The sequence below is a fragment of the Tahibacter sp. genome, assembly GCF_032229445.1.
In the GTDB taxonomy this organism is placed as follows: domain Bacteria; phylum Pseudomonadota; class Gammaproteobacteria; order Xanthomonadales; family Rhodanobacteraceae; genus Tahibacter.
This window is the reverse complement of sequence record NZ_JAVTWC010000060.1, coordinates 1-18,599: the sequence shown is the minus strand read 5'-3', so window position 1 is coordinate 18,599 and position 18,599 is coordinate 1. Positions and strand designations below refer to the sequence as shown.

The following is an 18,599-nucleotide window of genomic DNA, read 5'->3' as shown; positions in this document are numbered from 1 at the left end:
GGTGTGGCAGCACGGACTTTCTATGCGCAGCTCCCGCACGTTCCTTGGCTCACTGGTCATCCCGGTGCTGGCCCTCGCCGCGCTCTGCTTTCCGGGCGGCGCGGCGCTCGCCCAGGCGGCCAGCTATGAATTCGACCCCGCCTTCAACGGCAACTACGCGATCGACGCGTTTACCACCGGCGAAACCACCGGCGCCGAACGCTACGGCAGCAAGATCGTGCGTCTGCCCGGTGGCGATGTCGTCACCGCCGGCCTCGTGCGGCTCGACAACGATCCCGTCGCTTCGCCGAACTGGAACATAGGTCTCGTGCGCCACAGCCCGAGCGGTACGCGCCAGGTGTGGAGCGGCAGCGGCCCGTACTTCCATGCCGGCAACCAGTACGTGGTCTATCCGAACCTGGCCGCCGGCGCCACCGGCCTCAGCACGATCCGCAAGCTCATCGATTTCGACTACGCGCGCGGGTTTTTCTACGTGCTCGTGCGGACGCGCTTCAGTGATACGCCGATCGACAACGACGTGCAGCTGCTGATCTTCCGCGAGGATGGCAGTTACGTGAACGCGATCAATTTCCTCAACGGCAGTGTCGACGAAGACGGCGTCGCGCTGTCGGTCATCGAGACCGGCCAGATCGCCAATCCCGTTGCGATCGCGGTGCTCGGCGTGGTCAGCGGCTTCCGTAGCGCAATCGCAAAGTACCTGGTCAACGCGAGCAACGTGATCCAGCTCGATGCGAGCTTCGGCGGCGGCGACGGCCGCGTCGAGTTCGTGCTGCCATTGGACGAATGCAGCTATCCCGACTGCGACTATTTTTCGACCGACATCGCATTCCCGGTGGGCGGCGGCGGCGGATCGAACAAGCCGATCTACCTGTCCGGCACCGTGCGCCGCGAATCGCCCACGTCGACGGACCACGACATGGTCGCGGTCAAGTTCACGCCCTCCGGCCTGCTCGATACCGCATTCGATTTCAACGGCATCCGCCAGTACGCATTCGATCAGCAGGATTCGAGCAAGGCCGACTTCGCGAGCGACCTGATCGTGCGGCGCAGCCCGGTCGGTAATTTCGACACGGTCTGGATGATGGGACCGGTTGCCCGACGCTGCAGCCAGGGCATCGGCGTGGTCAAGTTCGACGGCGCCAGCGGCATGCCAGTATCTGCCTTCGGCAGCGTGGGACGCGCGGTGTTCGGCGACGACGTGTCGCAGCCCGGCGGCCCCTGCGATCCGGAAGCGGCGCTCGATCCGGCCGGCCTCGTGGCGCAGGACGGCGAAATCGGCATCGCGGCGACCGGCTTCCTCGTCGACGAAAACGGCGCGCGCGTGTTCGAGACCGGCGTGCTGCTGCGGCTGTCGGCGGATACCGGCCTGCGCTACAGCCTCGAAGGCTTCAGCCTGTTCACCGGCGACAAGAACTATCCGAACACACTGGGCGGGATTGCCCTGGGCGAAGGCGGCGGCCGCTACTACGTCGCTGGCGCGGGCCGCACCGGCAACTACAACTCGCTGTTCCTGGCGGCGCGCCTGAAGCCCGTCGACGACCTGCTGTTCCGCAACGGCTTCGACCTGTGAGCACACTACCCTCTGCCCTGGAGTTCCCCGCCATGTTCCGAATTGCCCGACTGCCAGCCTGCATGGCGTATACCTGCGCGCTGCTGACCGCCTGCGCTGCACCGGCACCGCCGGCCACGAACACCGGCGCAACGTCTGCCGCCATCCCGTCCGCGACCGCACCCGCCACCGCAGCCCTCGCTCCGCAGGCGCAAGGCAATCAGCTGCGTCTGACGCTCGACGGCAAACCCTGGCAGGCCGATCGCGATTTCTTCGGCGCATTCCATCCCCCCGGCATGGATCGTGCGGTGCTCATGGCCGCGTCGCTGGGACCCAAGGACCGACACGAACAGGCGTTCAATCTCAATCTGTTCGGCGTGACCGGACCCGGCCGCTACACGGCGAGCGGCAGCACCCTGAGCCTCAAGGGCATCAGCAGCAGCCAGATCCAGCTCGCGAACCTCAGCGAGCAGCGCTATCTGGTCGGCGGACCTTTCGGCTATACGGTCGAGGTCGAACTACTGCAGGCCGGCGGCGGCACGATCGAAGCAAGGTTCCAGGGCCGCATGACCGCGAGCGACGGCCAGGAACTCCGTGTGAGCGACGGCTATTTCTTCTACCGCGAATAGCGGGCGATGCGGCCAACCCGCTGCACACAGGCCCGGCAACCTCCGCCGAGCCTGCGCGAACATGCATCAGCAACGCACGATCAATACACCGCGAAGTCGGCGCGGCAGCCGTTGCTGACCCAGATCCGGTTGCGGTCCACGCCCCAGGAGCGCGCATAGACGCAAGCGCTGGAACTGATCTGGCGATAAACTTCCACTTGTCCGCGATATGGCAGGCCGCAGTAGCTCAGGCGATTGCCGTTGGATTCGCAGCGGATCGTCGTGCGTGGATCGCCGTTGCCGTAGCCGTAGCGATCGTCGTAACGGTCGTCGCGGCGCCGGTCGCGGTCCTTGTTCGCGATGATCGCGGCGCCGACCAGGCCGAGCACGACGGCCGCGGCAACCGCGTTGTCCTTGTTCGATGAACTGGAACTGCCGCCAACCGAGAACTCGGCGCGGCAGCCGCGATCGACCCAGATGCGATGCAGGTCATAACCCCAGGTATCGCCCTGCCAGCAGCCCTGCGAGCTGAGCTGGCGCGTCAGGCGCACGCCAGCGCGGCCGTCGATGGAACACGAACGATAGTCGCCGCCGGTGGACTCGCAGCGCACGGTTTCCGCCTCACTGCGCGCGCTCGCGAACAGCAGCAGCACAGCGGACAACACTCCGATCAGGTGTTTCATGGCTTGGTCTCCTCGCGGGCTTTGCGGGCGGCGGCGAACGCATCGAGTTCGGCGCCCGCGAGCTGTCCGTCCTTGTCGGCGTCGAATCGATCAAACGTCGGCGCGAGCTGGTCGCTGAAATCGTCGCGCGAGATCTTGTGCTGCGCGTCCTCGGTCGCCGCGCCGGCGAGCCATTCCTTCGGGAACTCAGCGCCGTCGAGCACGCCGTCGTGATTCTTGTCGCGCGCATCGAAGCGCCGCAGCATCGCGTTGCGGTACTCCTCAAAGCTGATCTTGCCGTCGCCGCTGCGGTCCATGCGCTGCAGCAGCCGCGACCTGCTGTCGCCCGGCGTGTCCGCGGCGTACGCAGTGGTCGCAAACAACCCGGCCAGCAACAGTGCCGAACTCATTCCTCGCACAACACGTCGATACCCCATGCCGCACCTCCGCATCATCGTTTCGGGAAATGAGCGATGCCGGCCGGGCCGGCCCGCCCGTCAGATATTGCGTCACGCCGCGCACGCGCGGCGCGAGAATCATCGGAGACCGAATACCGCGCGGCAACCGTCCTTGACCCAGACCGAATGCCGCGACAGGCCCCAGCTGACGCCTTCGACACACGCGGTCTTGCTGAGCTGACGGACCACGCGCACGTCGCCGCGCGTATTCATCGCGCATTCGACCTGCCGTTTGTCGTTTGACTCACAGGTCACCTCGCGCGGCAGGTTGTCGCTGTCGTCATCACGGCCGCGGCGATCACCGTCGTTGTCATCGCGGCCACGGTCCCGGTCGTCGTCGCGGCCGCCACCATGGCCACCACCGCGCGGGGAATCGTCATGCCCCCGCGAGCGGCCGTCCGAGTCGCCGCCGCGATCGTCCGAGGCGAACACACCGCGGCAACCATTGGAAACCCAGATGGAGCGGCGGTTGAGTCCCCAGCTGACGCCTTCGGTACACGCCGACTTGCTGAGCTGGCGTACGAGGCGCACGTCGCCCCGCGTATTCATATCGCATTCTTTCTGCTTGCCATCGGTCGACTCGCAGGTCACCTGGTCGGCCAGCGCGACAGCCGGCCCCAGCAGCACGAGCGCGAACACCGTTTTCTTGAGCGATCGGTACATAGGCTGACTCCCTGAAGCTGACGCGATTGCCCCTGTGCCGGGCACAGTGCGCGCGTGCCCGGACCAAGTCAACGACGTTGCGGCAGCGCACTTTTACATTGTGGAATCCACTCCGTTGCCGCGGGTTTACGTCGCGCTGTGCGGAGATTGCCGACCCGCCGCCCTGCACCACAGCCCATTGTCGGGAATGGGATACTGGCCGCTTCTTCCCGAAATGAGCCGCAGCCATGCGCTGGAAGCGAGTGATCGGCATCCTCATCGTGGCCGCTGCGGCGGCCGGCGGCTGGTGGTATTCACAACCGGCATACAAGCCGGTCGACCCGGCGCTGGCCTGCCGGGTCGGCATCTACCGGCTCGACGACGGTCGCCTCGTCGACCTGGCCCCGCTGACCAACAGCGACTCGCTGCGCTGGCGTCTGCTCGATGGCAGTTCCGGACGCATCAGCCGCAACCAAGCGGGCGGCTGGCGGGCGCGCGTCGGCTGGGGCAGCGATCCCGACCCCAAACCGATCGATGCCGGCAGCTGCGCCGAGCCCCGATTCGTCTTCGACGGTCACGCCGGCGAACGCCTGAACTTCACCGTGACCGATACGCGTTTCACGGGCGACGGCGAGGAACTGGCCGGCCGCCTCGTGCTGCCGAGCGGCGACGGGGCGGTACCGATCGCGGTGCTCGTGCATGGCTCGGAAGCGTATTCCGCGCTGACCTACAACTATTTCCAGCGCCTGCTGCCGGCTCACGGCATCGGCGTCTTCGTTTACGACAAGCGAGGCACCGGCACGAGTACCGGCCGCTACTCGCAGGATTTCAGCCTGCTCGCGAACGATGCGGTCGCGGCGCTCAGGGAGGCCCACCGTCTCGCCGGAGCGCGCGCCGGCCGCGTCGGTTTCAGCGGCGGCAGCCAGGCCGGCTGGATTGCGCCGCTGGCCGCCACGCGCAGCGACGCGGACTTCGTCGCAGTCAGCTACGGCCTGGCCGACAGCCCGCTGGCTGAAGACCGTGATCAGGTCATGCTCGACCTCACCGCGAAGGGCCACGGTCCCGAGGTACTGGCCAAGGCGCGCGAAGTGACGGACGCGACCGGTGCGATCATCGCGTCGGGTTTCGAAACCGGCTACGACAGACTTGATGCGCTCAAGGCCCGTTACGCGCAGGAACCGTGGTGGAAGGACATGAAGGGCGAGTTCACCGGCGACATTGCCGGGTATCCCGCTTTCGCGCTGCGCTGGATCGGACCGATGTACGACCAGGGCACGACGTGGAACTACGATCCGCTACCGGTGCTGCATGCACTCAAGCCGCCGCTGCTGTGGATACTCGCCGGCGCGGACCGCGAGGCGCCGCCCGAGGAGACCCGCCGGCGCCTGCTTTCGGCCGCGCAGCAGACCGGCCGGTTGACCCTGGTCGAATATCCCGACACCGATCATGGCATTGTGGAATTCGAGACCCTGCCGGACGGATCGCGCCGGCCGACGCGCGTGGCCGACGGCTATTTCCGGCTGCTCATCGACTGGATCCGCGACGGCAGATTGAATGAGGCAGGCTATGGCAAGGGCCAGGTGCTGGCCCTGCCCGCCGCTTGAGCCGGGAATCGGGAATGGGGAATCGTCAAAGCGCGCCGCGGCCAAGCCAGCTTTCCGATTCCCGATCCCGAATTCCCGATTCCGCGCAGCCCGTCATGAGTTTCTGTTCAGCTACTGGACGAGTGTCCACAAGCGTCCTATCGTCGCGGTTTTGTCCGTCCCCTGTTCGGAGTTGCGCCCATGCGCCTGCCCTTGATCCTGGTTCCTGCCCTGCTGCTGGTCGTCGCCTGCCAGCCGGTCAAGAAGGAACCGACCGCCGACCGCCTCGTTTATCCGGTTTCCAAGAAAGTTACCCAGGTCGATACCTATCACGGCCAGGAAATCGCCGACCCCTACCGCTGGCTCGAAGACCTCGACTCGGCCGACACCAGCGCCTGGATCAAGGCGCAGAACGAAGTCACCACGGCATACCTCGAGAAAATCCCCGGCCGCGAACGCATCGCCGCGCGCGCCACCGAGATTTGGAATTTCAACCGCTGGGGCGTGCCGGTCCGCGAAGGCAAGCAGTGGTTCTGGTTCAAGAACGACGGCCTGCAGAATCAGTCCCTGCTGTACGTCGGCGACAAGCCCGAGAGCGAAGGCCGCGTGCTGCTCGATCCGAACAGCCTGTCGACCGACGGCACCATCGCGCTCAAGGACACCGCGTTCAGCGCTGACGGCAAGTTCATGGCCTATGGCTTGTCGAGCGGCGGTTCGGACTGGGAAGAATGGCGCGTGCTCGACGTCGCCAAGGGCGAGCCGACCGAAGACGTGCTGAAGTGGGTGAAGTTCTCCACGGTCGACTGGAGCCGCGACGGCAAGGGCTTCTGGTACAGCCGCTACGACGAGCCGCAGGGCGAGAATGCACTCAAGGCGAAGAACGAATTCCAGAAGCTGTTCTATCACAAGCTCGGCACGCCGCAGAGCGACGACCAGCTCGTCTACGAACGCAAGGACCAGCCCGACTACAGCTTCAGCGCCGATGCGAGCGAAGACGGCCGGTATCTGATCGTCTCGGTAGGCCAGGGCACGGAACGCAAGAACCTGGTCCTGTATCGCGATCTGAAAGCCAAGGGCAAGGCCGCGACGCTGAAGGAACTCATCAGCGACTGGACCGCAGAATACGAATTCATCGGCAACGTCGGCGGCAAGTTCTATTTCCGTACCGACGACGACGCGCCACGCGGTCGCGTGATCGCGATCGACGTGAGCAAGCCGGCGCGCAAGAACTGGAAGACCATCGTCGAACAGCGGGACGACTCGCTGCAGTCGGCGCATCTGGTCGGCGGCCAGCTGGTGCTGAACTACCTGCATGACGCGAGCTCGCGCCTGCGCCGCTATGGCCTGGACGGCAAGTCCAAGGGCGAGATCGAACTGCCCGGCATCGGCATGGTCGCCACCTTCAAGGGCCGCCCCGGCGACAAGCAGGCGTTCTACAGCTTCGCGAGCTACACCACGCCGACCTCGATCTACCGCTACGACATCGCCAAGGGCAAGAGCAGCCTGCTGCGCACGCCGACCATGGCGTTCGATCCGTCGCTGTACGAAACCCGCCAGGTGTTCTACACCAGCAAGGACGGCACGCGCGTGCCGATGTTCATCACCGGCAAGAAGGACCTGGCCTTCGACGGCGCGAACCCGACCATCCTCTACGGCTACGGCGGCTTCCGCATTTCGCAGGTGCCAACCTTCTCTCCCTCGGTCGCGACCTGGCTCGACCTGGGCGGCGTATATGCCGTGGCCAACCTGCGCGGCGGCGGCGAATATGGCCGTGAATGGCACGACGCCGGCATGAAGCTGAAGAAGCAGAACGTCTTCGACGACTACATCGCCGCAGCCGAATACCTGATCAGCGAAAAATATACTTCGCCGCAGCGTCTCGCGATTCGTGGCGGCTCCAACGGCGGCCTGCTCGTCGCCGCAGCCGAACTGCAGCGTCCCGACCTGTTCGCCGCCGCCGTGCCTGCGGTCGGCGTGCTCGACATGCTGCGCTTCCGCGAATTCACGATCGGCAAGGCCTGGGAGTCGGACTTCGGCTCAGTACTCAACGCCGACGAGTTCGCCGCGCTGCGCGCCTATTCGCCGCTACACAACATCAAGCCCGGCGTGGCCTATCCGGCGACCCTGATCACCACCGGCGACCACGACGACCGCGTGTTCCCGGCGCACAGCTTCAAGTTTGCCGCCGCGCTGCAGGCTGCCAATCCCAAGGGCAAGCCGCATCTGATCCGCATCGACGTGCGCGCCGGCCACGGCCAGGGCAAACCCACAGCCAAGCAGATCGCCGAAACCGCCGACGTCTACGCGTTCATTCTCAACGCGTTCGGGCTGGCCAAGCCGTAAGTACTTCCCGCGGCGGCCGCAACGGTCGCCGCGGTCCGGCCGCGCTTTTCCGGTTGTCGCGGGAAAGCGCGGGCCGATGATTACGTCGCCGTGAATCCACTGGCGCCCGCTCGTGCAGCGCATGCCGACCGGCGCTGTCGACGATCCGGACCGCAAGCGCGCGTCGCGCGTGATGCCAGGACGATAGAGCTGGACTGCGCCGCCGCCGGCCACAGCCAATGCATCGTTTTTGCGCAGTCCCGTCAGGCCAGGGCGATGCCGCCCGGACCGAAACGGCGTTCGACCAACTGCACGGCTCCCTGCACATCGCGCCACGCCAAGGTGCTCGCGCGCGTGCCGTAGGTGTCGCCGCGCACGAAAATCGGCGCGAGGAAACGCTCGCGCTCGAGGTCCATGCCGGTATCGGGCAGTTCCGTATCATCTGGCTGCCACGTATCGGCCAGCAGATCGAGCAGCGCCGCATCGTCGCCGTGTTGCGCGAGCGTGGCGACGAAACGGTCACGCAGGCGCCGCATCTTCGGCCAGGGTGCATCCAACGGCCCGTTGCTGACCACATGTACACCCGGTGCCAGCCGCTGTGCCAGTGCGCGCGGGCTTTCCAGGCACCAAGCCTGCTCGCGGTCGGCGAGTACGAGGTTGAACGGCGCGTAGTCGCTGACGTCCCGCCGCACCGCCGCGATTGCGTCTGCCGCGCTGGCGCTGCCGGCGACGAAGTCGCGCACCAGATCGCCGCGTGACCGCGTGCCGCGCTGTACGTTGAGCAACCGGATGTTCGTCACCGCAGCCATGCGGCCGTTGTCGTGAACGGCCAGCCAGCTGCCGCCGGCCTGGAGGTCGCGGCCTCCATTCACACCCGGCAGGTCGGTCCACGGTGCCGCCGCGGCGCTGGGCCGGGCGTGGAACTCGTCGCGATTGCCGAGCAGCAGCAGTGGCCGACCCGGTACCGCGTCCACGGCAACCAGCAGCAGACACATGATCAGCGCCTCTTCGAAGCCCGGCGCGCGAGTGGAGCCATCAGCGGCTGCCGCCCTCGGCACCTCGCGAGAGTTCGCGCAGTTTCTGTTCCAGCACGCTCAGGCGCGGATTGGCCGGGCTCAGGCCGCGCGCCGCATCGAGTGCCCGGCGTGCGTCGCCCGGGCGGTTCTCGCCGGCGCGCAGCTCGGCTTCGTCGAGCAGGGCTTCGGCCAGGCGCGCACGCAAATTGGCCAGGCTCGCATCGGTCGGCGCGAGCTGCTCGAGCGTGTCGACGAAATCGCGCGCGCGATCGAGCTTGCGCTGGCCGATGGCGACGTTGAACTGGTCGCGCGCAATCTGCGGCAGGCTTTGCAGTCCGGCCAGCGCCCGCGCGTTGCTGCCGTCCAGCGCGAGTGCGGCGCGGTAGCGGTCGTAGGCGGAACTGCCCGGCGGCAGGATCAGGTCGCCGGCCTGGGCAGCCTTTTCCGCTGCGGCGAGATGCGCGGCGAGCTTCTGCTGCAGCTCAGGCGTCAGCACGGGTCGCGATGCAGCAATTTCCACACGTTCACGCAACTCGCGCAGCTGGCCGCGCGCCGCGGCAATGTCGGCCGAACCCGGAGCGAGCTGTTCGGCCTGACGCAGCAGGCGCTCGGCGACCGTGGCGTTGCTTTCCTCCAGCGCGGCGGTGGCCTGCACGACCAGCGCCTGAGCGATTTGTGCCAGCCCCGCGCGCGCTTTCGCATTGGTCGGATCGCGCGCGAGCACGGCCTTGAACTGGGCCAGCGCGTTGTCCTCGCCGTCGCCGTGCACACGGCCGCTGCGCAGCAGTTCCTGCGCACGCCTGACCTGCGTCTCGATCGCCGCGCCGGCGCTGGCGCGCGCCGCGGTCAGCTCGCCGCGCAGCGTCGGCAGCACCGGATCGTTGGGCAGCGCGCGTGCAATGGCCTCGATGCGTGCGCTCGCTTCGTCCACTTTTCCCTGAGTCAACAATTCCCGCGTCTGTGCCGCAAGCGCCACGCCGACCTTGCGCAGTCCAGCCTGGGCCGGCGCGTTGCCGGGCTCGGACGCGAGCACGCGCTCGTACAACGCGATCGCGCCGTCCGCATCGAGCAGCTTGCCGGCAGCCAGCGCGGCCTCGGCCCGGTCGAACAATCCGCCGATCTCGGTATTGGCCGATTCGGCCTGCCGCAGCGCTGCAGCCGCCTGCTCGACCGCGGCGCCGCCGGCCAGCAGCGCGCGTGCATCGGCCAGACGCGCGTGAGCCGCGGCAAAATCTCGCCGCTGCGTCGCCGCGACCGCGTCGGCGACCAGGGCCTCGCCGACACGGCGCAGCCCGGCGCGGGCGATGTCGTTGTCGGGATCGATGACGCGGGCCGATTCGAACAGCTCGCGCGCACTGTCGGCGCTGCCACTGAGCCTGCCGAGGACGAGCGCGTTGTCGGCGCGCGCAAGCACGTCATTGAGTTCGGTACGCGGCAGCAGTGCGCGCAGCTTGTCCTGGTTGCGCCAGAGCGCGAATGCGCCGACGCCGAGCAGCACGATGACGGCTGCGGCGAAGATCCATGGTCCGAGACGACGGCCCTGGCTCTTGCCATGAGCCGGCCGCCGCGCCTCGCCGGCGCGTGGACCGCGCTGAGGCGCCGCGTCGACGACGTCCATGCGGCCGAAGTGCGGCTCGGCCCGGCTACGGACATCCGCTGGCGTGATCGCGGGCAAGGCCATGGTCGGTCCGGCGGTCGGACGTGCGCGCAGCAGTTCGCGCAGCTCGCCGCGTTCCAGCCGCCGCTCGATGTTCTCGATCGCCGCGGCGACGGCCGCGCCGTCCTGGAAGCGCTGGTCCGGTTCCTTCGCCAGCAGCAGATCCAGCAGCGGCTGCAGCGCCTTGTATTCGGCCGGCAGCTGCGGCAGCGGCTGAGTGATGTGCATGATGCCGACGGCGAGCGAGTCCTCGGCGTGATATGGCACGCGTCCGACCAGCAGCTCGTACATGACGATGCCGAGCGCGTAGAGGTCGGAACGCCCGTCCAGGCTGCGGCCGCGCGCCTGCTCAGGACTCATGTAGTGCGGCGTGCCGACAACCGCGCCGGTACGCGTCATGCGCGTGGATGAATCGTTCGCGCGGGCGATGCCGAAATCGGTCAGCGCGGAGGACCCGTCCTCGCGCAGCAGGATGTTGTCGGGCTTGACGTCACGATGGACGAAGCTCTTGCTGTTGGCGTAGTGCAGCGCCTTGGCGATCTCACGCACGACGCGCAGCGTGAACGGCACGTCGCGCGCCTTGCCGTCGTCATGCAGCACCGGCCCGCCAGCGATGTATTCCATCGCGATGTAGAACGAATCGCCGTAACGTCCCACGTCGTGGATGCCGACCACATGCGGATGATGCAGCTTGGCCGCGATTCGCGCCTCGCGCAGGAAGCGCTCGCCGTAGGTCGGGTCGGCCATGAGCGCTGGCGACATCACCTTGAGCGCGACTTCGCGATCGACCGATTCCTGCATGGCCAGATATACCGTCGCCATGCCGCCGCGTCCTAGCGGTCGCAATACGCGGTATCCGGGAATCTCGATCATGCGCGGCGGGTCGTCGGCTTCGCCGCGACAGGGCGGCATCGCGCCGCAGCATAGCATGTGGCCCTCACCGGCCTGCCGCAGCGTGCAGGCCGTGATTGCGCCGCAATACGGACGAAAACACGGCGCGTCACCTACCCGGAGACTCCCGGCCGCCGCGCTGCGGAGGCCGGGAGAGCCACCGAGCATTCAGCCGTCTCGGCGGGCGCGCTTGCCCGCGATGGCATCCCGCGCCATGCGGCCGAAACCACGCTCGCGCTCCCGGCGCTCGCGCAGGGTTTCGCTGGCATGGGCCTCCTCGGCCACCAGCTTGCGCCAGCGGCGCAAGCGCGCCGGATCCAGCACACCGGATGCGATCGCCTCGGCAACGGCACAGTCCGGTTCACCGTGATGGCCGCAGTCGCCGAAGCGGCAGCCGGCCTGCAGCATCAGGATGTCGGCGAACACATCGGCCAGGCCGCTCCTGACCTCGGCCAGTTGCAGCTCTCGCATGCCGGGGGTATCGACCAGCCAGCCGCCCGAAACCAGGCGATGCAGCGAACGCGCGGTGGTTGTATGACGCCCGCGCGCATCGTCTTCGCGAATGCCCTGGGTGGCCTGCCCCGCCGCGGCCAGCGTATTGACGAGGGTGGACTTACCCACGCCGGACGATCCGAGCAGAGCCACGGTGCTGCCACGCCCGCACCAGGGCAGCAGCGTCGCAGCGGCCTGTTCGCTGCGCGCATCGACCACTTCGACCAGCAGCCCCGGCAGCAGCCGCGCCGCGGCCGCGGCGTAGTCGGCGGTCTCGGCGCAGAGATCCGCCTTGGTCAGCACGACCACCGGCGTCACCGCCGCTTCGCGGGCCAGGCTGAGATAGCGCTCCAGGCGCGCCGGATTGAAGTCCTGATTGCAGGACGAAACGATGAACACGGTATCGACATTCGCCGCGATCAGTTGCAGCCGCACCGCGCTGCCGGCGGCGCGGCGCCGGAACAAGCTGCTACGGCGCAACAGGCGCAGCGGACGGCGACTGGCTGCATCGAGCAGCAGCCAGTCGCCGACCGTAGCGAGTGTCTGCTCGTCGCCTTCGACCGCAGCGAAGGGGGTAACGGACTGCTCGAAGCCGGCGCCCGCCGTGAGCAGGCGGCCGCGATGTACGGACAGCACGCGGACAGGAAGGCAGGTTTCGTATTCGGCGAGGTCGAGCTGAGCGGAAAAAAACGGGGACCAGCCGAGATCGGCCAGGGAAGCGGCGTGTGATGTCATGGGTTCTCACCAGCGATGCGCCACGCGGAACGTGGTCGCGAACGGACAAGCGCACCTGCAATGCAGGCACGGCCGGGGCGATCAGCTGGGGAACCGGGGGATTTCACGCGGCGCGCAACGGCCGCGCAGGAAATCAGCTGTAGCTGCGGGTTCCGCCAGCCGGGCGAGACACACGATCTGTCACAAAGCCTCCGTTGACTGGTTTGTACGCGGGCGCGCAGCTTATGCCGGCGCGCCGCGGCCTTCAATGGCTGCGCGCTGACCGCTCAGGCCATGCGCCGCGCCTCGATCACATTCGGCACGGCGGCGAGCTTGCCGAGCAGGCTGGAGAGCTGGCCGTAATCCGTCACCCGCAATGCGAAGTTCATGGTGGCGAGACCGGAAACGGGATCCACGCGCGTGTTGACGGCGAGCAGATGCACGTTGGCCGAGGCGATCACGTTGGTGATGTCCTTGTGCAGCCATTTGCGATCGTAGCCGCGGACCAGCACGTCGACCTCGTAGGCCTGTTCGCGGCGGTTACCCCATTCGACTTCGATGACGCGGCTGGGATCACGCGTGCGCAGGCGCGCGAGGCTGGTGCAGTCGGCCCGATGCACGCTGACGCCGCGACCGCGTGTGATGAAGCCCATGACCGCATCGCCGGGCAAGGGCTGGCAGCAGCGTGCGAGCTGGGTCAACAGATTGCCCACGCCGTCGATAGTCAGCGCGTCCTTGGCGCCGGGCTTGGGTGGACGCAGCGCCGGCGCCGGAGCCGGCTTGGGCGGCGCGATCATCTCGTGCAGCGCGCGCGAGACCTGGGACGCGCTGACGTCGCCGAGCGCGAGCGCCACGAGGAAGTCTTCGAGCGTCTTGTGATGGAAGCGCGGCGGCAGCGAGTCCAGCTCGACGTTGCTCAGGGCGACGCGCTTGAGTTCCTTGTCGAGGATGGCTCGGCCAGCGCTGAGGTTGGCGGTCAGGTCGACGCGCTTGAACCAGGCGCGCACTTTTTCCAGCGCGCGGTGCGTCGTCAGAAAGCCATGCTGCGCGCTGAGCCAGTCGCGCCGCGGCGCCTTTTCCTTGGCCGTGAGGATTTCGATGCGGTCGCCGCTGACGGGCTGGAACGCGAGCGGCACGATGCGCCCGTTGACCTTGGCGCCACGGCAGCGGTGACCGACGTCGGTGTGGACGTGATAGGCGAAATCCAGCACCGTCGCGCCGCGCGGCAGGTCCATGACTTCGCCGCGCGGGGTCAGCAGGTAGACACGGTCCTCGTGCAGGTCGGTACGCAGGCCGGCGAGCAGCGCCGCGTCGTCGTCACTGTCGTCCTTGGCTTCCAGTAGCTGGCGCATCCACGCGACCTTGCGTTCGAAGCTCGCGTCGCCGCCGCCGCCTTCCTTGTAGCGCCAGTGCGCGGCGACACCGAGTTCCGCATGCGCGTGCATGTCGTGGCTGCGGATTTGCACTTCCAGCGTCTTGCCGTCGGGCCCGACCACCGCGGTATGCAGCGACTGGTAGTGATTGCCCTTGGGCCGCGCGATGTAGTCGTCAAATTCGCCCGGGATGTACGGCCACAGCGTATGCACGACGCCCAGCGCCGCGTAGCAGGCGGGCAAGTCCTTTACGAGCAGGCGCACCGCGCGGATGTCATAGAGCGCGCCGAAATCGCCGTCCTTGCGCTGCAGTTTTTTCCAGATGGAATAAATGTGCTTGGGCCTGCCCGCGATATCCGCGGCGATGCCGGCTTCGGCCAGCGCAGTGCGCAGTTGGGCGACCGCGCCAGCAATGTAGAGCTCGCGATCAACGCGGCGCTCGTCGAGCAGCCGCGCGATGCGCTGGTAGGTATCGGGCTGGGACAGGCGGAAGGCGAGGTCTTCGAGTTCCCATTTGAGCTGCCAGATACCCAGCCGGTTGGCGAGCGGCGCATGGATGTCGGCGGTCATCTGGGCGAGCGCGACGCGCTGGGCGTCGTCGAGCTGTTCCGCCCCGCGCAGGCGCGCGAGCTGGCGCGCGAGCAGAATGAATACGACACGCAGGTCGCGCACGACGGCCAGCAGCAAGCGCCGTAAGCCTTCCGCGCTGGTCTTCGTGTCACGGGCGGCGTACAGCGTCCAGACCTTCTCGACCGCGGCCTGGCCATCGAGCAGCAGCCGCAGGCCGGTGGAGATGGGAACGTCCACGCTCGCGCCGTCGCGCGACAGTTCGTAAAGGATGGTCGCGCTCAGCGTCTCGTCGTCGAGCCCGAGGCTGCCGAGCAGTTGCAGCGTCGCCACGAGGGTGGTGAGTCGCGACGTCGCGTCGGCGCTTTCAGCCCGGTCCAGCGCCGCGCGCAGATGCGTGCAGAGCGAGCCGAGTTCGTGCGACACCGGGGCGCCGCGCTGCCGCGCCGACAGCCATGCGTCGAAATCCGGAGTACCTGATGCGGTTTTCACGCCGCGATTGTAGCCGCGCAAAAAGAAACGCCCAGCCCCATATCGCTATGGGCCGGGCGTCGAAGTGTGAGTTGCCGTCAGAAACTGCCGCAGAGTGCCTCAGTCCACCACAACGATGCGGAACAACTTATTGGTCGAGCCTGCCGTCTGGTTGGACGGGTAGCCGTAGTCGACGGCACTCACCCAGCAGTCGGCCGAACCAAGGTTGCCGCTGAGCCGATAGTCGAGATCGATGCGCGCACCGTTGTATACATAGGCCGGGCTATTCAGCCCGTTGAACGAGAAGATGGACGGCGAAGTCCACGTACAGTTCAACTTGTTGCCTGGGAACGCTCCCAAAACGGCACCCTGAGTGGCGATTTCATCAGCCGCGTTGACAGGTCCAGGCAGGAGGCCAGTAACGAAATCGGGCAAGACGCCGATACACTGGGCCGAAGTGGGCCGAGACAGCGAGCAAGTGATCGTCGGCACCTTGCCCTCGGTCGCATCGGGCACAGCGAGCGACGTCAGCGAGAAGATCGCCGCGTCGTTGTCCGAGGAAACGACGTGGAATGGAACCGCCGTTGTCGATGTCTGGGAACGGCTGTCTGTCGCCGTAATGATCACCGAGGCGTGAACGCCCGGTGCGTACACGCCCGGCGTCGAGGCATCAGTCGCGAAATCAGCATCGAAGACCGGTATGTCGAAACGGCAGGTGCGCCTGACAGCCTCGCCGGACTGCGGCGGGTCGATCTGCGCGCAACTGACGTTCGTCGCGTTGACCAGCGTGCCGTCGAAATCGATCGCAACGGACGCGTTCAGCGCCGGCAGTCCGGTTTCATTGGTGTCGTCGGTGATCACGAAACTCAGGCCCGTCGCACCGGTGCCCTCGGCAAGGTTCGGCACCATGTTGCTTGCCGCCGTGATGACCGGTGCCAGATCGGACAGGGCATTGCGGCCGGACGAGACGTTATTGCTGAGATTGTTCTCGGCGCCGTCCGGCAGGAACAGCGCCGCGTACGTCACCGGGATACTCGTGTCGGCCGGCAGGGCCGCGCCGACGTTGAGCTGCCTCAGCACCACGTAGCGCACGGCGAGGCCACCGGGCGGCACGGTCGACGTGATGTCGACGCTATTGGAAAGCAGCGCACCCGGCAAACACTCCGTCGTGCCGATCGGCGCGGCCGGGCAATAGCGTGCGGAGCCGGTCGCGAACACAGAGCTGTCGAAGCCATCGCGTACGGCGTACCTCACGCTCGCGAACTCGGCCGGAATACGCACATCGATGTAGTAGGTATAGGTATAGGAGTTGCCGAAGGACGGCAACATGGCAACGCTAGTCGTAATGCTCGCGTCCGGCAGGTTGCCGGCGTCGAAATTGTCCGTGAACAGCCCCGAGCTGGCCTTGCGCACACCGTCTGCCGTCAGCACATAGCACAGAGTTTCGGCATCCGCCTGAATCGTCAGGCCATTCGGTCGGTAGTTCCAGAACCCGATTCCGGAGATCGACATCTGGTTGCCGCCATTGACGAAGCCGAACTTGAAATCACCGCCTGCGTAATGGCCGGCAAAGGTCGGGTTAATGCGATTGGCAAAGCCAGTCGGTGGCGCGGCCGAATTCACCCGGCCGCAGAGCGTGGGACGCAGCATGCGCAAGGTCGTCGTCGTCGACAACTCCGACGGGGTCTTGTTGATCTGCATCGCGGAGAACGTTGCGACGTCTTCGTTCTCGAACACCAGAGGCACATCCGCGCCGTAGCTGACTCCGCAGGCGCCGGCCATGACCAGGCCCAGCATCAGCGCATTCGTTCGGTTGATCCGGAATTGCCTCATCGTATTCATCACCAGTGACTGATTTGCCTGAACGGAGCGCGCGATGACCACGCGATCCCATGAACGCAGCTTTGGACCAGTTCCGTTGTCCCCGCCTACAGCCGGGCTGCTCGTAGCAAGCTGAGCACTTCCTGACTGTCGTATTGACGCGGATTATACGTATGCCGTACCGCTCCAATGTTAAGTAGCAGTTACCCGTCGCGCCGGATTTTCGACCAAATTCCGATGCTTGAGGTGAACTGATGTGGCACTCGTTACAATCGCCGCTTTCGCCGCGCGCCCGCGGCATCCAATGAGGTGATTCATGAACAGGTTCCGGGCTTTCGCCCTCGCTGTCGCGCTGTCTGCCACGGGCATCGGCATGGCCCAGGCCGTTGAGTTCTCCACCCTCGAAGAACGCATGAGCGGAGCCGACTTCAAGCAGGCGGGCCTGGACCGCCTGAGTCCCGAACAACTCAAATCCCTCAACGACTGGCTGCGCATTCACGGCCTCGCGCCGGGCGCACCCGTCGCGGTCGGCGGAACACGCAACGGCGTCGTCGAATATTACCCGGACGATAAGGCCCGCCAACCCATCGAAGCGCACATCGACGGACCCGTCGACGGCTGGCTCGGCAAGACCACCTTCAAGCTCGACAACGGCCAGGTATGGCAGCAGGCCGAGTCCGGCATGCGCACCGACCTCGGCCTCAACAGCCCGGCCGTGCGCATCAAACCCATGCTGCTGGGCAGCTGGCTGATGTACGTGGACGGTTGCGGCTGCAGCCTGCGCGTCAAGCGCATCAAGTAAGCAGGAAATAGAGAAAGTCAGGAGTGAGAAAAACGAGTGGGCGGGGTAGCTCCACCACTCGTTTCCCGATTCTCTTCCCTTCTCTTTCCTACTTCTCCCGTTTCAGGTTTTCCAGGACTTTCTGCAGTCGCTTGGGCGACACGGCCTCGGCGGTCTTCAGCTCCTGCGCGAACGACGACACGCGCATCTCCTCGATGAGCCAGCGCAGTTCGTCGAGCTCCGCCCCAGGGATCTCCGCACTCGCGCGCAGTTTCAGGTATTCGCGCCAGTAGCCCTGCAATGCGAGGAGGCGCGCCTGATCGCGGCTTGCATCCACGCGCAGGCGCTCGGCGCGCAAGCGCATCGCCTTGAGATAACGCGGATAGTGCGCGAGACGCGCGCGGCTCACGTCGCGCGCGAAGCCGGCATAGACGAGGTTGGCGAGCTGTTCGCGCAAGTCGTCGTAGTTGGCCTTGCCATAGCCCATCAGCGGCGGCTTGAGCCACGGCGCCAGCTCCACGTAGGCCGCGAGCACGTCCTCGACCAGACCCAGCCACTGCATCGCGGTCGGGAACAGCTGGCGCGCGAGTTCGGTTTCGGCGTGGACGAAGTCCTCGCGCCGGCGCAGATCCAGTGGGCGCGCGGCGAACAGCTCCTGAAGCGCGGCCTCGATGAGGTCTTCGCGCAGCGACTCCACACTGGCGACGCCCGCGTATTTCAGCGCCAGCGCGTGGTTGATCGGTAACTGCCGGCGCGCCTGCTTGATCTTGTCCGCGAGCGCGCGGCGCAGCAGGCGCAGCACGCCGGCGCGATGCGAGGCCCTTGCCTCGTCGCGGCGCTCGAACACGCGCAGGGCGACGCTGTCGCCGAGGTCGACCAGGGCCGGATAGGCGGTCAGGTTGCCCTGGCTGACGAGAGAGTCTGGAATCTCGGCGAAATCGAAGGTCTCGACATCCTCGCGCGTCAGGTCCGCATCGGCCTGCCGCGAGAAC

At 66.7% G+C, this 18,599-nt stretch carries 14 protein-coding genes; 5 read left to right on the top strand and 9 right to left on the bottom strand.

Annotated elements, in window-relative coordinates; all coding sequences use genetic code 11:
* Window positions 1-22: 22 nt before the first annotated feature.
* Both RUU78_RS11800 and RUU78_RS11795 read left to right on the top strand, forming a co-directional pair.
* Window positions 23-1,570, top strand: a complete 1,548-nt coding sequence (locus RUU78_RS11800; RefSeq protein WP_313916813.1) for a hypothetical protein — start codon at window positions 23-25, stop codon at window positions 1,568-1,570.
* Window positions 1,571-1,602: 32 nt separating this feature from the next.
* Window positions 1,603-2,178, top strand: coding sequence for a hypothetical protein (locus RUU78_RS11795; protein WP_313916811.1), 576 nt, complete (start codon window positions 1,603-1,605; stop codon window positions 2,176-2,178).
* An 80-nt stretch (window positions 2,179-2,258) separates the two neighbouring features.
* Here RUU78_RS11795 and RUU78_RS11790 read toward each other — a convergent pair whose 3' ends face one another.
* The 3 genes from RUU78_RS11790 to RUU78_RS11780 form a co-directional block, all read right to left on the bottom strand.
* Entirely contained in the window at window positions 2,259-2,840 is a 582-nt protein-coding gene (locus tag RUU78_RS11790) for a DUF3011 domain-containing protein (RefSeq protein ID WP_313916809.1), read from the bottom strand.
* Window positions 2,837-3,256: an EF-hand domain-containing protein gene (locus RUU78_RS11785; protein WP_313916806.1), complete on the bottom strand. Its 420-nt coding sequence runs from the start codon at window positions 3,254-3,256 to the stop codon at window positions 2,837-2,839. Before RUU78_RS11785 ends, RUU78_RS11790 begins: the two co-directional genes overlap by 4 nt.
* 99 nt (window positions 3,257-3,355) lie before the next feature.
* Complete coding sequence (locus tag RUU78_RS11780; protein WP_313916804.1) at window positions 3,356-3,940, bottom strand: DUF3011 domain-containing protein; 585 nt, start codon at window positions 3,938-3,940, stop codon at window positions 3,356-3,358.
* A gap of 227 nt (window positions 3,941-4,167) precedes the next feature.
* Between RUU78_RS11780 and RUU78_RS11775 the strand changes: the two genes are divergently transcribed.
* On the top strand, window positions 4,168-5,523 hold the full coding sequence (locus RUU78_RS11775) for an alpha/beta hydrolase (RefSeq protein ID WP_313916803.1): 1,356 nt from the start codon (window positions 4,168-4,170) through the stop codon (window positions 5,521-5,523).
* 180 nt (window positions 5,524-5,703) lie between these two features.
* On the top strand, window positions 5,704-7,845 hold the full coding sequence (locus RUU78_RS11770; RefSeq protein WP_313916801.1) for a prolyl oligopeptidase family serine peptidase: 2,142 nt from the start codon (window positions 5,704-5,706) through the stop codon (window positions 7,843-7,845).
* A gap of 242 nt (window positions 7,846-8,087) precedes the next feature.
* On the opposite strand, the gene RUU78_RS11765 is transcribed toward RUU78_RS11770, so the two are convergent.
* The 5 genes from RUU78_RS11765 to RUU78_RS11745 form a co-directional block, all read right to left on the bottom strand.
* Window positions 8,088-8,819: an NRDE family protein gene (locus RUU78_RS11765; RefSeq protein ID WP_313916799.1), complete on the bottom strand. Its 732-nt coding sequence runs from the start codon at window positions 8,817-8,819 to the stop codon at window positions 8,088-8,090.
* A gap of 40 nt (window positions 8,820-8,859) precedes the next feature.
* A complete protein-coding gene (locus RUU78_RS11760) occupies window positions 8,860-11,370 on the bottom strand; it encodes a protein kinase (RefSeq protein ID WP_313916797.1) in 2,511 nt (836 codons plus the stop codon).
* Window positions 11,371-11,556: 186 nt separating this feature from the next.
* Window positions 11,557-12,615 carry a ribosome small subunit-dependent GTPase A gene (gene rsgA / locus RUU78_RS11755; protein ID WP_313916795.1) on the bottom strand — a complete coding sequence of 353 codons (1,059 nt, stop codon included), beginning with the start codon at window positions 12,613-12,615 and terminating at the stop codon, window positions 11,557-11,559.
* A 266-nt stretch (window positions 12,616-12,881) separates the two neighbouring features.
* Complete coding sequence (locus RUU78_RS11750) at window positions 12,882-15,026, bottom strand: bifunctional (p)ppGpp synthetase/guanosine-3',5'-bis(diphosphate) 3'-pyrophosphohydrolase (RefSeq protein ID WP_313916794.1); 2,145 nt, start codon at window positions 15,024-15,026, stop codon at window positions 12,882-12,884.
* A 99-nt stretch (window positions 15,027-15,125) separates the two neighbouring features.
* Entirely contained in the window at window positions 15,126-16,838 is a 1,713-nt protein-coding gene (locus RUU78_RS11745) for a hypothetical protein (RefSeq protein WP_313916792.1), read from the bottom strand.
* A gap of 304 nt (window positions 16,839-17,142) precedes the next feature.
* Here RUU78_RS11745 and RUU78_RS11740 point away from each other — a divergent pair, with 304 nt between their 5' ends.
* Window positions 17,143-17,628: a hypothetical protein gene (locus tag RUU78_RS11740; RefSeq protein WP_313916790.1), complete on the top strand. Its 486-nt coding sequence runs from the start codon at window positions 17,143-17,145 to the stop codon at window positions 17,626-17,628.
* 88 nt (window positions 17,629-17,716) lie between these two features.
* Here the strand turns inward: RUU78_RS11740 and RUU78_RS11735 are convergent.
* Window positions 17,717-18,599 (bottom strand): DUF3418 domain-containing protein (locus RUU78_RS11735; RefSeq protein ID WP_313916789.1); only part of this gene is annotated, 883 nt, incomplete at its 5' end.